The 14,234-nt window shown below is 59.5% G+C and carries 10 protein-coding genes; 3 read left to right on the top strand and 7 right to left on the bottom strand.

Annotated features, from left to right (window positions below):
- Positions 1-406: 406 nt before the first annotated feature.
- The 7 genes from RDK48_RS00665 to RDK48_RS00635 all read right to left on the bottom strand — a co-directional run bounded on the left by RDK48_RS00665 (position 407) and on the right by RDK48_RS00635 (position 10,413).
- On the bottom strand, positions 407-2,116 hold the full coding sequence (locus tag RDK48_RS00665; RefSeq protein WP_298996084.1) for an FAD-dependent oxidoreductase: 1,710 nt from the start codon (positions 2,114-2,116) through the stop codon (positions 407-409).
- 104 nt (positions 2,117-2,220) lie between these two features.
- Positions 2,221-4,194, bottom strand: coding sequence for a selenocysteine-specific translation elongation factor (selB, locus tag RDK48_RS00660; RefSeq protein WP_298996081.1), 1,974 nt, complete (start codon positions 4,192-4,194; stop codon positions 2,221-2,223).
- 135 nt (positions 4,195-4,329) lie between these two features.
- Positions 4,330-5,334 (bottom strand): chemotaxis protein, encoded by a 1,005-nt coding sequence (locus RDK48_RS00655; protein WP_298996079.1) that lies wholly within the window; start codon positions 5,332-5,334, stop codon positions 4,330-4,332.
- Positions 5,335-5,373: 39 nt separating this feature from the next.
- Positions 5,374-6,231 carry a 4-hydroxy-3-methylbut-2-enyl diphosphate reductase gene (gene ispH / locus RDK48_RS00650; RefSeq protein WP_298996269.1) on the bottom strand — a complete coding sequence of 286 codons (858 nt, stop codon included), beginning with the start codon at positions 6,229-6,231 and terminating at the stop codon, positions 5,374-5,376.
- A 152-nt stretch (positions 6,232-6,383) separates the two neighbouring features.
- Positions 6,384-7,385: a tRNA-dihydrouridine synthase gene (locus tag RDK48_RS00645; RefSeq protein WP_298996077.1), complete on the bottom strand. Its 1,002-nt coding sequence runs from the start codon at positions 7,383-7,385 to the stop codon at positions 6,384-6,386.
- Positions 7,382-9,289: a SulP family inorganic anion transporter gene (locus tag RDK48_RS00640; protein WP_298996075.1), complete on the bottom strand. Its 1,908-nt coding sequence runs from the start codon at positions 9,287-9,289 to the stop codon at positions 7,382-7,384. The genes RDK48_RS00645 and RDK48_RS00640 overlap by 4 nt, the downstream gene beginning before the upstream one ends.
- Positions 9,290-9,291: 2 nt before the next feature.
- A complete protein-coding gene (locus tag RDK48_RS00635; protein WP_027180987.1) occupies positions 9,292-10,413 on the bottom strand; it encodes a hypothetical protein in 1,122 nt (373 codons plus the stop codon).
- A 387-nt stretch (positions 10,414-10,800) separates the two neighbouring features.
- On the opposite strand from RDK48_RS00635, the gene RDK48_RS00630 reads away from it, so the two are divergent.
- The 3 genes from RDK48_RS00630 (at position 10,801) to RDK48_RS00620 (ending at position 14,115) form a co-directional block, all read left to right on the top strand.
- Positions 10,801-12,087, top strand: coding sequence for a transglycosylase SLT domain-containing protein (locus RDK48_RS00630; protein WP_298996071.1), 1,287 nt, complete (start codon positions 10,801-10,803; stop codon positions 12,085-12,087).
- 154 nt (positions 12,088-12,241) lie between these two features.
- Positions 12,242-12,808, top strand: coding sequence for an OmpH family outer membrane protein (locus RDK48_RS00625; RefSeq protein WP_298996070.1), 567 nt, complete (start codon positions 12,242-12,244; stop codon positions 12,806-12,808).
- 323 nt (positions 12,809-13,131) lie between these two features.
- Complete coding sequence (locus tag RDK48_RS00620; protein WP_298996068.1) at positions 13,132-14,115, top strand: AEC family transporter; 984 nt, start codon at positions 13,132-13,134, stop codon at positions 14,113-14,115.
- Positions 14,116-14,234: the final 119 nt, after the last annotated feature.

Genomic DNA, 14,234 nt, shown 5'->3' with positions numbered 1-14,234 from the left:
ACAGTTTAATCGTGGACGTATCAAAAAAAATTGTGACAGACGCAACATGCGGAAAATAGTGATGAATTGTGAAACCTGACAAGGTGGTTTGGGTCATGCCCGATGGGAAAACCTATGATGACGGCACGTTGGAATGTGCAGGACAAATGAAAAAAATATCACAAATGTTTCAGGGCAGCAAAATTTGCGGCTTGTCCCTGGTTCAATGTTACGGATTTTGGGTGCCTGCGGGCTGAACACTTGATGCGCCTCCAGTCTGAATCTGCTCTGCGAGCAGCAATCTATGTTGATTTTGACAGAGTTCACAGGGTGGAGAAAACCAGTGCCCGATTGAAGCGGGGGAGGAACCCTTTTGCAAGATCCCTCCCCCGAAAGCGTTCAGAAGCGTATTTTCCTGGCGGGCATGTTACAGCGAGAGGCCCATCTTGATGACCGCCTGCATGCCACCTGTGGAGTTGACCACGTTGGTCACGCCATTGCGGGCCAGCACCAGCAGGCTGTCATAGGCGCGCAGACCCGTATTGCAGATAATGGCAACAGGGCGGTCCTTGGGCACTTCGCTGATTCTGGCGGCGATTTCTTCCAGCGGCATGGCGTGCCAGTCGGGATGCTTTTCCTGCACTGCCTTGCCTGCCGCCGCAGGGCGGGAATCAATAAAGAATACGTGGTTTTCGCTGCGCTTCTTCCACAAGTCCATGAACTGGTCGGCAGTCACGGGGGTGAAGCGCCCGGCGAGGGCGTTGTCGGCCACGTTGGCAACCACGTTGACCACGTCCATGGCCGAGGCAAAGGGCGGGGCGTAAGCGATTTCAAGGTTGGAGATGTCTTCCACCGTGGGCCTGGAATACTGCAGGGCCGCAGCCACCGCATCAATGCGGGCCTTGAGCGAATCCGGGTCGGCGCAGGCACCCTGAATGCCCAGCACCCGGCTGGTGGCCTTGTCCACCACCAGCTCAAGGCTCATCATGGATTTTTCGGGGTAGAAGTGGGCGTGGTCGAGCTGCTCCACGCTGACGCTCATGGCGTCAAAGCCTTCCTTGCGGGCGCGTTCAACCGTAAGGCCCACACCGCAGAAGGAAAGACCAAAGAGTTTGACGGCCCAGGAGCCCACAAAACCGGGGAATCTGGCATTGCCGCCAGCAAGGTTGGTGCCGATGATGCGGCCCTGGCGGTTGGCCATGCTGCCCAGGGGCAGGTAGCCGATCTTGCCGGTGATGATGTTCTTGATGGCCACGCAGTCGCCGCCCGCATAGATGGAGGGGTCGGTAGTGCGCATGTGCTCGTCCACCACCACCGCGCCAAAGGGGGCCACTTCCAGCCCGGCATCCTTGGCAAGCTGCCCGTTGGGGATAAAGCCAGCTGCAAAGATCACCAGTTGGGCGGGGATTTCGCGCTTGTCCGTGACCACCTTGGTGACGGTGCCGTTTTCGCCTTCAAGGCGCAGCACTTTTTCAGAGGTGAACACATCGACCTTGTGGGTCAGGCAGTCGTTGGCGGCCATGAGCGAAAGAGGCTGGGAAAGCACGCCGGGCAAAATCTGATCCATCATTTCCACAACGCTGACTTTCACGCCCCACATATCGGCCAGGGCCACGGCAGCCTCAAGGCCGATGAAGCCGCCGCCCACAATGACCGCCTCGCTCACCTTGCCCTCCTGGCAAGCGGCTCGGATGGCCCCGGCGGCTTCAAGGCGGGTCAGAGAAAGCACGTTTTTCAGATCCTTGCCTTCAATGGGGGGAACACGCGGGCTTGCGCCGGTAGCCAGCACCAGCTTGTCGTAAGGCAGTTTTTCTTCCTTGCCGGAAACAACGTCCTTGACGAGCAGGGTTTTGGCAGCCCGGTCAATGGCCAGGGCGCGCGTCTGGGTGCGTACGGTGATTCCCTTCATATCGCGGAAAAATTCGGTGTCGCGCACGGTATGATAGGGTGTGGAGCGCAGATCGTCGAGATTCTGTATTTCACCGGACACGTAGTAGGGGATGCCGCAACCGCCGTAGGAAATGAAGACGTTTTCGTCCACAAGCATCACTTCCGCATCGGGCATGAGGCGCTTGCAGCGGCAAGCCGCCTTGGGCCCCAGGGCAACACCACCAACTACCAGAATTTTTTCAGACATATCCGGGCTCCTTAGTGAAGAGTTATGAGCAAATGAGCATTACTGAGATATATGAGCATTCAAGGCAAGAATGCAAGGACAATTCCTGTTTTCAGAAACAGCCCCTAACGCCCGCGAAAACGGCGCTGGTCGCCCACTCGCACGGTTATGCGCTCATTATCCATATATTCCAGCAAGGCGATCAGATATTTGCGCGAAAGCCCCAGAAGTTCTTTCAGGCCGCCCACATCAAGATTGTCGTGGGTGGTGAACCAGCCGCGCACACGTTCAAGAATATCGGCCAGGGCTGGGCCGTGGTAATACAGGCCGTCCTTGATCTTGACCAGTTCGCCAGCCTCGCAGAGCAGGCGCAGCACCGGGGCGGCCTCCTTGGGGGAAACGCCGAGTTCTTCAAACACGTCCTTGGCGTTGGGCGGGGTCAGCCCCGCGCTGGCATGCGCGTCCAGAAGCTTTTGGCGCAAGCCCGCCTGATCGGCGGCCAGGCTCACTGTATGCGATTGCAGGCGCAGCCCCTCGCCTTCAGTGACCAGATCGCCCTGCTTGAGGGCCTGATCCAGCACTTTTTGCACCAGCTTGGGGGGCAGGTTGCGGCTCCAGCCCGTGCAAAGGGCCCCCCGGGTAAATCCGGGTTTGAGAGGTTCGCGGCGGTGCAGGTCAGCCCCGCGCTCAAGACTGGCGGCCAGCAGCTTTTCAAAGGGAATTTTGCCGATCCAACAGCGGTTTTCCTTGTCCCAGCAGATAGCGTCGCCACGGGTGGAAAGCAGTTGCAGCGCCGCCTCCACAGCGGATCGGGCAAGGCCCGTCAGGGCGCGCAGCCGCGCTTCGTCAGCACCCTCGATACCGCGCAGGGTCAGTGCGCCACGTGCAAGCGCGGCCCTGGCCTCATCGCGCGCCTTGGCTTCAGCCTTGCCCCCGCCGATGGCTTCTGCCGCATCGCGCAGGTCGGGCAGCTCCTGCAACAGCCGCATCTTGTCGGCCAGTTCAGGGTCTTTGGCGCGCAATTCGGGCGGCAGAGGACTGACCAGCAGCCCGCCAGCAACCGTGCGCAGGGGCGAATAGGCCCGCAACACGCAATGGTCGCCAAATACGCCCACCATGGGTTCCTTGAAACGCAGTTCCGCCAGTGCGGTTTCGCCGGGGGCCAGTTTGTCCCTGTCGCGAAAGACCACCCGCGCCGCGCATTCGCGCGTACCATGGTGGAAATGGATTTCCACCCTTTGGCGCATGGCTCTTGGGGCGGAGGAAAGGCAGGTGAGCCTGACCAGCCAGCGGTTGGAGGGGAACAGTTCGCCGGGGCGGGCCAGCACAAAGCCGCGTTCGATTTCCTCCACATCCAGCCCCTGCACGTTGACGGCGCAGCGCTGGCCCGGCTGCACGGAATCGGCGGCCTTGCCATGACGTTGCAGCCCGCGCGCGCGGGTGGGCAGATCGGGCGGCATGAAGCGCAGTTCATCTCCAAGGTTGCACACGCCGGAAATGACAGTGCCTGTCACAACGGTGCCATGCCCCTTCATGCTGAATACGCGGTCCACCGGCAGGCGAAAAATATCGCTGCGCCGCTGAGCGGGCAGCTCGGCAGCCATGCACGCAAGGTGGTCGCGCAGCGTGTCCACGCCATCGCCTGTGGTTGCGGAAACGGGGAAGATGGGCGCACCCTCAAGAAAGGTGCCTTGCAGGAATCCGCGCACTTCTTCCTGCACCATTTCGAGCCAGTCGGCGTCCACCATGTCTGTCTTGGTGAGGGCCACAAGCCCGGTGCGTATGCCCAGCAGGGAGCATATCTCAAGATGTTCCCGGGTCTGGGGCATGATGCCTTCGTCTGCGGCAATGACCAGCATGACAAAGTCCACGCCTGCCGCGCCAGCCACCATATTTTTGACAAAGCGTTCATGTCCCGGCACATCCACGATGCCCAGCCGCTCGCCGCCAGGAAGATCAACCCAGGCGAAGCCAAGTTCAATGGTGATTCCACGGCGTTTTTCTTCTTGCAGGCGATCGCAGTCGATGCCTGTAAGCGCCCGTACCAGCGAAGTTTTGCCGTGATCTATATGCCCTGCCGTGCCTAGCACTACTGCCATAAAAGCTCCTTGGTGGTCTTGGGCCGAGTTTACACTCTGGCAAGCGCCTTTGCAAACAGCGCCCGCCCAGAAACGTAAAGGGGACCCCTTGCGAAAAGGAGTCCCCTTGAAAACGGCAAAAGCGGTTGGGAGCTTTTAAGCCTGACCCTGTTCCCTGGCCTTGATGAGGGCCATGGCCCTGTGAGCCAGCTGGGTAACTTCCGGCTTGGAAATCTGGTCGTCCGCACCCACGCTCACGCCCTTGTGGCGCAGTTTTTCGGTAATGAGTGAGGAAAAAAGCAGCACCGGCAGCTTTTTGAGCATGGAGTCTTCCTTGATGCGCAGGGTAAGATTGAGGCCGTCCATGACCGGCATTTCGATGTCCGAAACCACCACGTGCACGAAGTCTGTGATGGGCCGGTTGCCTTCTTCAGCGCTCTTTTTGAAGTCCAGCAGGCGATCCCAGGCTGCGCGTCCGTTGGAAACAACCTCAACGGTAAAGCCCGCCTTTTCCAGCAGGTCGCGCTGCATTTCGCGGATAAGGGCGGAGTCGTCGGCCACGAGGGCGCGGTAGCCTTCATTCGTCCAGTCTTCACCCAGATCGTCAAGCCGCAGGCCCAGTTTGGGATTGAGGTTGGCGACCACCTTTTCAAGGTCGAGAAGAAAGATGATGCGGTCTTCAAGTTTGACCACGCCGATGACCGTATTGTTGGATACGGCGGCAACGTACTTGTTCGGCGGTTCAACCTGCTCCCAGCTAATGCGGTGGATGCGGTTGACGCCGGAAACCATGAAGGCCGTGGTGACGTTGTTGAACTCCGTCACTATGGTTTTGGGCTGTTCTTCTTTCGCAGGGTGGGTTTTGCCCAGCCACATGGCCAGATCCACCAGCGGAATAATGCGCGAACGCAGGTTGAAAGCACCGAGCACACTCGGGTGTTGCACTTCGGGCAGCGCCGTCACCTTGGGCATGCGGATAATTTCAAGCACCTTGGCCACGTTGACACCGTAGTAGCCGCGATAGGGCTTGGCGGGAACGGGTTCGCCATTTTCGTCCAACTGCGGCGCGTCGGCAGAAGGAGGGGTGAATTCTTCAAGATAGAATTCCACCACTTCCAGCTCGTTGGTGCCGGCTTCCAGCAGAATATTGGTCTGGGCCATGCTGCCTCCAGAAAAGTACCGCTTCAGGAGCAAACGGGATTAAAGCGACTGCAGCCACAAATGAGCCGCGTCAATAAGACTTTTCGGCGTAGATGCGCCAGCCGTTAGACCTGCACGATTTTTTTGCAAAAAATTTTCTGCGGCCAGCTCTTCGACACGCTCCACAAGGTAGGTGTCGATGCCGTTCAAAGAGGCCACATCAGCCAGTCTGCGGGTATTTCCGCTCTGCCTTCCGCCTATGATTACCATGACATCCACACAGGAGGCAATGTTGCGTGCCTCCTCCTGCCGCTCGCGGGTGGCGTCGCAAATGGTGGAAAGCACCACAAGGTCGGCAATGCGCGTGCGCAGATCTTCCACAATTTCCTGAAATATTTGTCGATCCTGAGTTGTCTGCGAGGCCAGCACATAGGCCTTGTTTTCGGCAAGGTGCAAGGACTCAAGCTCTGCCGCCGTGCCGAACACATGGGCCGGGCCGCAGGCGTAAGAAACCAGCCCGCGTACTTCTGGGTGATCCGCCTCGCCAAAAAGCAGCAGGGTTGCGCCATCGGCGGTGGCCCGCCCGATGGAAAGCTGGGCTTTTTTTACCTTGGGGCAGGTGGCGTCCACAATGTCGGCCCCGCTTTGCTTGACCTGCTCCTCAACCTGCCGCGTGATGCCGTGCGCGCGGATAACCGCCACATCACCGGGGTGCAGTTGCGCGGCTTCCTTGACGCAGACCACGCCGCGCGATTCATATTCCGCCAGAACCTGCGGATTGTGGATGATGGGGCCAAGGGTACAGATGCGGGCCGTCTCGGGGGTGCCCCCCCTGCGCTCCAGCGCAGTGTTAAGTTTTTGCAGGGCCAGGCTCACGCCCATGCAAAAGCCCGCAGTCTTGGCGCGGTAAACATCCATCATGGCTCTCCTTCAAAGGGCGGCGCTTTCAGGCGTGGAGCCGTGTCGGCACTGCCCCCGTCTGACCCCAACCCATCAACAAAAAATTATCTGTATGTAATAGTGTATTACAGAAGCGCAGCAAGCGTAACCGCATGCACCTTTGTTCCTTGCTAGTCAGGGCTTCCCAGAAAAATATCCAGTAACCGGTCAAGCTCTTCCCAATCATTACAGCGGCACAGCTCCTGACGCAAGGCCCGTGCGCCGGGCAGGGTGCGCACGTAGCGCGGCACCACGGAGCGCATTTTCCACAGGGCGGCCTTGCCGGGGCAGTGGGCGCGGGCGAGCTCCAGATGCCGGGAAATCATGGCCCGCAAACGGGGGGCATCGGCCTGAACTGGGGTGTTTCCGGCCAGCAGAGCTGCGTGGTCGGCAAAGATGGCGGGATTGTGCATGGCCCCACGGGCGTACATGACGCCGCTGGCTCCGGTGCTATTAAGGCAGTTTACGCCGTCTTCCGCGCTAAAGAGATCACCGCTGGCAAGCAGGGGGATTGTCAGGCGTTGGGCCAGCATGGCAATGGCTTCCCATTGCGCGGTGCCGCCAAAACCCTGACGGGCCGTGCGTGGGTGCAGGGTCAGCCAGCCAGCGCCCGCATCCTCAAGGCGCAAGGCCAGATCGGGCAGCACCGGGCGGGTGTCGTCCAGCCCCAGGCGTAATTTGAAGCCCACGCGTCCACGGCCAGCGGCCTCAATCATGGCGCGGGCCACAACAAGCACGTTTTCCGTATCGCCCAGCATGGCCGCGCCAGCACTCTGGCGCAACACCTTGGAAACAGAACAGCCCATGTTCAGGTCAAACCAGCCAAAGCCGGACTGCCGCAACAGCTCCACCGCGCGCCCCAGAAAGGAGGCCTCCGCGCCGAAAAGCTGAACCACCAGCGGCTGGTCTTCGGGCAGGGTCATGAGCAGCTCGTTGGTGCCGGGGCTTTCATAAACAAGGCCCTTGGCGCTGACCATTTCGGTAACGCACACGGCGGCGCCGTATTCGCGGCAGAGCAGGCGAAAGGGCAGATCGCTGTACCCGGCCAGCGGGGCCAGCCAGGGATGCTCGGGGCCAAAGGGCAGGGAATCAGGGTTTGCGGGGCAGGTGGGCAGTTGAAAAACCTTGGTCACGGGCGCTCCTTGGTCACGCGCGGCGGTTCGGCGGAATTTTCCGCAGGGGCGGTTTGTTCGGCGGGCAGCTCGTTGCCTTGGGGATCCAGCGCCACGCGGGCAGACTGCGCCATATCCTCCGGGCCGGAACTGCCGGAGGCAGGCGGGGCTGCCTGCACAGGTTGCGCGGGCTGCGCGTTGGTGACATCTGCGCCCACTGTCGCGCACTGGGCATCGCTGCATGCAAAGCGGTTCAGCATGGCTGCCGCCAGCCGCAGGCCTTCGCCCGTGGTGTCGGCCACAAAGCCGTTGCTGAGATAATCCAGAAGGCCTGTGCGTCGCAAGATGGTACGCACCGAAGGGCTGCCCACCACCAGAATAACCGGCAGGCTACGGGCATAGCAGCGCTCGATAAATTGCGAAAGCGCATGCGCTCCTGAAGCATCAATCCAGAACACGCGCGAAAGATGCAACACCACAAGCCGGGTTGGCTCGTTGTCCTCGGCATACAGCAGGCGTTCAAGCTCGTGGATGGCCCCGAAAAACAGGGTTCCTTCAATCATGTACACGGTGACGCCCTGCGGCAGCTCGGCGGGGCCTTCGCGCAGCAGCGGGTCGCCCTTGTGAAGCCTGTTCACACGCGGGTGGGCGGTCTTGTAAATAAACAGCGTGAGGGAAAGCATCACGCCGATGAAGATGGCTTTTTCAAGATCAAACAGCAGTGTGGACATAAAGGTGATGAGCAGCACGGCCCTGTCCACGCTGGTCGCCACAACGCAGAGGCGGATGGCGTCAATGTCTATCATCTTGAAGGAAATAAGCAGCAGTACGCCGCTCAGGGCGGGGAGCGGCAGCCAGCTTATGAGCGGGGCCAGCACAAACAGCAGTGGCAGGGCGAGAATGCCGGAAAACACCGTGCCCATGCGCGTTCTGCCGCCGGATGTGACCACAAGGGCGCTGCGGGTAAAGGAACCGCAGCCGGGGATGCCCGACGTAAGGCCCGCGGCGATATTGCCGAGGCCCTGACCGATAAGTTCCTGGCTGCCGTCAAACGCATCGCCCTTGATGTTTGCCAGTTGTTTGCCAATGGCCAGTGATTCCACTGTTCCCAGCAGGGCAATGGCCAGCGCGGGCATGAACAGGTCGCGCACCGCGTCCAGATCAAAAGAGGGAGGCAGGGAAAAAGGCGGCACAACGCTTGGGATGGCCCCAACCAGCGGAACACCCCTTTCGTCCACGCTGAACACGGCGGCAAAGAGCGTGATTACGCCGAGCGCGGCCAGTGATGCGGGAAAGCGCGGCGACAGGCGCTTGAAGAACACGGTCAGAACAATGGTGCCAACGGCAATGCCGAGGCTCCAGTAATTGATAAAGGGCAGGCCGTGCAGCGCGCCGAACATCTGGTTGAAAAAGCCCGAGGGCTTGGGGCCGGTCAGGCCCATGGCCATGTAGAGTTGCCCCGCGGCAATGAGCAGCGCCGCTCCGGTGGAAAAGGCCACCATGACCGAGTGCGAGATAAAATTGACCAGATCGCCCAGCCGCGCCAGCCCCATGCCCAGCTGGATAAGACCGCACAGGAGCGCCATGCCGAAAATATAGGCCATGCGCGATTCTTCGGGCATGGTGCTGATCAGTTCGCCGCCCACGCTGATGGTAGCGAGGGTGGAGAAAATAATCATGGAGATGGCGTTGGTGGGGCCAGCGGCCATAAAGCGGGATGATCCCCACAGGGCGGCCAGCACCACGGGCAGCATGCAGGCGTAGATGCCATACTGCGGATGAACCCCGGCAATAATGGCGTAGGCCATGGCCTGAGGCACAGCCATAGGCGTCACGGTAAGGGCCGCCGTCATGTCCGCCTTGAAATCCTGGGCGGAATAAGTCCTGATGGTCTCAAGAAAGGGAAAAAGCCGGGCGGCTCGCATGACTAATCCTCGCGGGTTACATCGTCCTCAAGGCGCAGCACATCGTGCCCAAGGGCGTAGTGCATCAGGCGTGGCCGGTCTGCGGATTTTTTGAGCGAATTGATAATGCGCGTCATGCGGCGCGTACCTTCAAGCACACCGCCCAGATGTCCGGCAAGTTCGGTGAGGTCGTTGCGGGCGAGCGCGCGTTCCAGCTCCATGCCCAGCATGCGCCCGCGCGAATTTTCAGGAAACTCGGCCAGCAGCTCGCGCGCAAGGCGCAGGCTGCGCGCCTGGTTGGCGTCCAGATCTTCCACCAGTTCGCCGCAATACTCCGCCTGATTGCGCATGACGTTCAGGGCGTTGTTGCCGTAGTGGGCCATGGCTCCGGCGGCTTTTTCCAGCGTGTCGCGGGCAACGGCCACGCGGCGGCCCACGGTGAGCGAAACAATGCTGGCACATTTTGAAAGAAAACGTTCGTCAAAGCTTTCAAAGCCATACTCGCGTTTGGTATACAACATTACCAGGCCGAAGGGAGGCTTGTTGCTGCGCTCGCGCAGCACAAAGGCCAGACGCGAACGGTAGCCTTCCTTGTAGATGATGCAGTCGAACGATTCACCGCCCATGGCCAGGGCCTGAAGGTTGTTGGACACCACATAGCGGACGTGCCCTTCAAGAATGGCGCGCATCACGGGGTGTTCGCGCAGGCCTTCCTCCAGCATGGGGGTCACGATGGGAATGCTGCCGCCGTCCACCTGATTGGCCGAGCGCGCCACCCATTCTCCATTGGCATTGCGCAGGCGGCACACGTACATATCGGCGTACAGGGCGTGGACAAGAATTTCAGCGCTTTGCCGCAGCACTTCCCCAGGAGGGGCCATGCGGTCGGCAATGGCGAGCAGATCGTTGGAAACGCGCAGCAGCATTTCGGTATCGTTCTGCATGGCAGATATGGAGGTGAGCAGCATGAGCAGGCAGCGCCAGCTGCGCATGGGCACCCCGCGCAGGCAGGGGTGATAGCCTGTGTTGAGGGAGCGCTTTGCGGCGGGCAGCAGGGCAATGGCTGCGGCGCGCATCTCGGGCGGCGCATATTTGAGGAGTCGCTTGATTTCTTCGCGAATGTATTCTGGCGAATGCTGGGACACGGTTTGCTCCATTTCCCCGGGGTGCCTGTGTTGGCTGGCAGTATGGGGAACCGGCGCGGCTATGCGCGTATTAAGACGTTGTTGCCCGGGCTGAACCGCCTGATTCCCAGAGAAATGACTGCCTTGGGCGCTCTTTTGAGGCCTGTGCGGCGGCTTTCGCGCGCATGGCGTGCAAGCCTTTTTTCACAGAAATAAGTATAGGTGGGAAAAAAGGTCTGGTCAACGGTAGCTCATAAAAGGGGCCGTCTGTTCTGAATTAAAGTACACATTTTGTAAAGTGGTTTGTCTGGGACGTGTGGAGAATTGGCAAAGGAATTGCAAGAAGTGTTGCGGAAGATTCTCGGCTGTCGGATTTCCGACGCTATATTCTGCCTGCGGGCAGGGTGCATGAGATCAGCCCTACAACCGTCAGACGGCGGCAGGCTCAAGGCCGTGCCGACGCCCACGGGGATGCCCATGAAACAACGTAACACAATATTGCTCATATCGCTCGGCCTTGCCGCCGCCTTGCTGGTGCTCGGCCTGCTGGCCGGTTTTGTGCCGCAGAGCGAGGGGCCGGAACTGCGCCGCCGCGCGAGCGGCATGGTGGCCCGCCTGCGTCCCGAAGACATGCCCATTCCCATTCAGGCGCAGGGTGACGGCATACGCCAGTGGGCCGTGCGCGGGGCGGTGGAGCCGCATTCTGAACAGACATCCGGGGGTAGTCCGCAGACGCGTCTGGCTGTCGATGCCAGCACATCTGCCCGGGCATCCGGTGCCCACAAAACGCAGGGGACATCCTCTGCTACGGATAAGGCTACAGATCTGGCTCTGGTCAGGCGCATTGTTTCCTTTGGGCCGGAAGGCGTCATTCTTGATACTGGCGAACCCTCATTGGCCTTTTCCGGCGATGCGCAGGGTGATTTTGCCCCGCTGCTGGCTCTGGACGGTGTTTCCATTCCGCTTTTGGTCAGCAACCAGCCCCGTGATTACGGCGACGCCCTTGATGCGGCGGGCCGCCCGTTGCGCTGGGTGACGCCCACGGCCATGATGGCAGGCTATTCGCCCCGCGTGGTGCGCAGGGCTGCCATTGAAGTGCTGCGCCACGGTACTGTTTTTGATAACTTTGTGGGCGATATTGATGATAACGACATGGAAAAACTACAGGCCAGAGCCCGCCGTTATCAGAATCTGGTGGAGAATTTTTCGCGCCGCTACAATTTGAGCACCGAGCTTGTGTACGCCATCATTCACAGCGAAAGCGACTTTTCGCCAACCCTGGTCAGCAACAAGTCGGCCATGGGCCTCATGCAGGTCGTGCCGGATACAGCTAACGATGAAGTGCACAAATACCTTTACGGAAGCATGGGCGATGTGGGTTTTGAAGACCTGCGCGTGCCCGAAACCAACATCCGCTATGGCACAACCTATCTGCACATCCTGTTCACCCGCTATTTTTCCGGTGTGCACAACCCTCTGGCAAGGGAATATTGCGCGATTGCCGCCTACAATATGGGACCGAACCGTTTTCTGCGGCTCTACGGCAAAACCGTGGAAGAAGCCGTGGACAACATAAACGCCATGACGGTTGACGCTTTTTACAGGGATCTTGCCACGCGCCTGCCTGCCCGTGAAACACGTTTCTACGTCGCCCGGGTGCAGCGAATGAAGGCCCAGTACGCCTCGCTGCGCTGATGCGGATTTACCTCGCGCAGGGGCCGCGCAAAGCGCCGCCCAAAAGGGAATTTCAGCGAAAAATGGTTGTGGTGCCTATAAAAACAACGTACATGTTCTTCAACGCCGAGCCCCAACTCTATGCCCGGCATTTATTAGAGGAGTGGTCACAACCATGCGAATCCGTTTTTTTATGCCGCTGGCTCTGCTGCTGAGCTTCATGCTTTTTGCCTGCCAACAGGGCGACAATAACGCCCAGCCCAAGGTGGCGGTGGTGGATATGGCGCGCGTGATGCGCGATAGCGAACCTGGCAAGGCCGGCGTGAAGTTCCTTGAAAGCCTTCAGGGCGACATGCAGACCAAGCTTAACGACATCCAGCAGCGCCTGGAAGCCAACCCCAAGGACGCTGAAGCGCAGAAAGAACTGCAGGCCGTCTACATGTCTGCCCAGCAGCGCATGCAGGTGGAGCAGCAGAATGTTGTAAACCTGCTGTATGATGCCATTCAGCGCGTGATCAATACCTATCGCACTGAAAAGGGCTATGCCGTCATCATCAGCACTGAAGCTGTCGCCGCTTTTGACTCCAAGAGCGATGTGACCAACGAAGTGCTGGATCTTGTGAACAAGCAGAAGCTTGATTTCAAGTCTGTGACGCCTGAAGCTGAAAAGGCTCCGGAAGCCGCCCCCGCCCCCAAGGCCGAAACGCCCAAGGACGACAAGGCTGCCAAGGCCAAGAAGTAAGACAGATTCTTTCGGCTGCATTCGACGGCTGAATGTTTGGTAAAGCCCTTCGTCATTGACGGAGGGCTTTTTTATGACCTGCATGCGGGTTTGGGTGAGGCTGAGCTGAAAAGTGGCGGTGCTGAACCTTTGGCAAAAGGTTGCCAAAGGCTTGAAACAGATGATATCGTTTTTGTAATATTCTGTAATTATACAGCTTAAAAACTGTTTGAACGACCAAACAGTTTTTGCTGGACAAGGTAGACAAGCCGCGCCATAGTTTCGCCGTCGCCAGCCGGACACGCCGGTGGGCGAAAAACGCATCCAAATGGAAAAGGTTGATTATGTTTCAAGCGCTGTTTGCCGTCATGCCCGTATTTCTGATTATTGGCGCGGGCGTTCTTTTGCGCAGTCGCGATGTATTGCCCGAAAACGCTGGCCCTGTCCTTGGCATCTATGTGCTCAAGCTGGCTCTGCCTCTGCTGATTCTGCACCTGCTGGCCGGGGCCAGCCTGGCTGATCTTGGGCACTGGGCTTTCTGGGGGGGCATCCTTGGTTCCCAGCTGGTGGTGTACTGCCTTGGCTATGTGGGCGACAGAATTTTTTGTCGGCGCGGCGTGGGGCCGGGCGTTATTGCCGGGCTTTCGTGTTCCGCCTGCAATGCCGCCTTTGTGGGGCTGCCCATCGTGTCCAACCTGTTCCCCGGCAATGCCACGGCCATGCTCATTGCTGGTCTGTGCACCCTCACGCCCAATGTGGTCATGATCATCGGGCAGTCCCGTCTGGATGCTCTGGCCGGATCGCTGGCCTGGGACGGCGGCAATCCCCTGAAATTTGTGGGCAAGCTCCTGAAAGTTTTTATCCTCGGCAACCCCATTCTGCTTTCGACTCTGGCGGGCATAGCGCTTTCCGCCTCCGGGCTTGGTCTGTGGGCTCCCCTTGACCGCGCGGTGAGCCTTGTGGGCTACACGGCGGCCCCCTGCATGCTGCTGGCTCTGGGGCTTGATTTGCGGCAAAAGCTGGTGGTGGCTACGCGGCAGGCTCACGGCCACGCCTTTGTGCGGCATGCGTGGTTTATTCTCTGCAAGCTGGTGCTGCACCCGCTGTTGTGCTGGGCCATGCTGGCGGCCCTGGGTGTTTCGGGCCTGTGGCTCGTGATCAGTGTGATCATCAGCGCCACGGCCACGGCTCTGGTGGTGACGGTCATCGCCGAGGTGTACAGCGCCGTGCCGGAAGAAGCGGCCCTTACGGCGGTGGTCGCCAACGGACTAAGCATTTTTACCCTGACAGGTTTTGTATGGGGTTTTCAGGTGTTGGGCATGGTTTAAGCCGAACCTTGAAATTTGAGGAACGAAAAGCGGGCTTTGTTCTCCGGGGTGATCCGGGGAGCAAAGCCCGCTTTTTATGGTTGCGCGGTTGGGGCAGGTAGAGGCTGGCCAGCGATTGG

The sequence above is a fragment of the uncultured Desulfovibrio sp. genome (assembly GCF_902477725.1).
Classification (GTDB): domain Bacteria; phylum Desulfobacterota; class Desulfovibrionia; order Desulfovibrionales; family Desulfovibrionaceae; genus Desulfovibrio.
The sequence above is the reverse complement of the archived record's forward strand: the minus strand, read 5'-3'. Positions and strand labels throughout refer to the sequence as shown.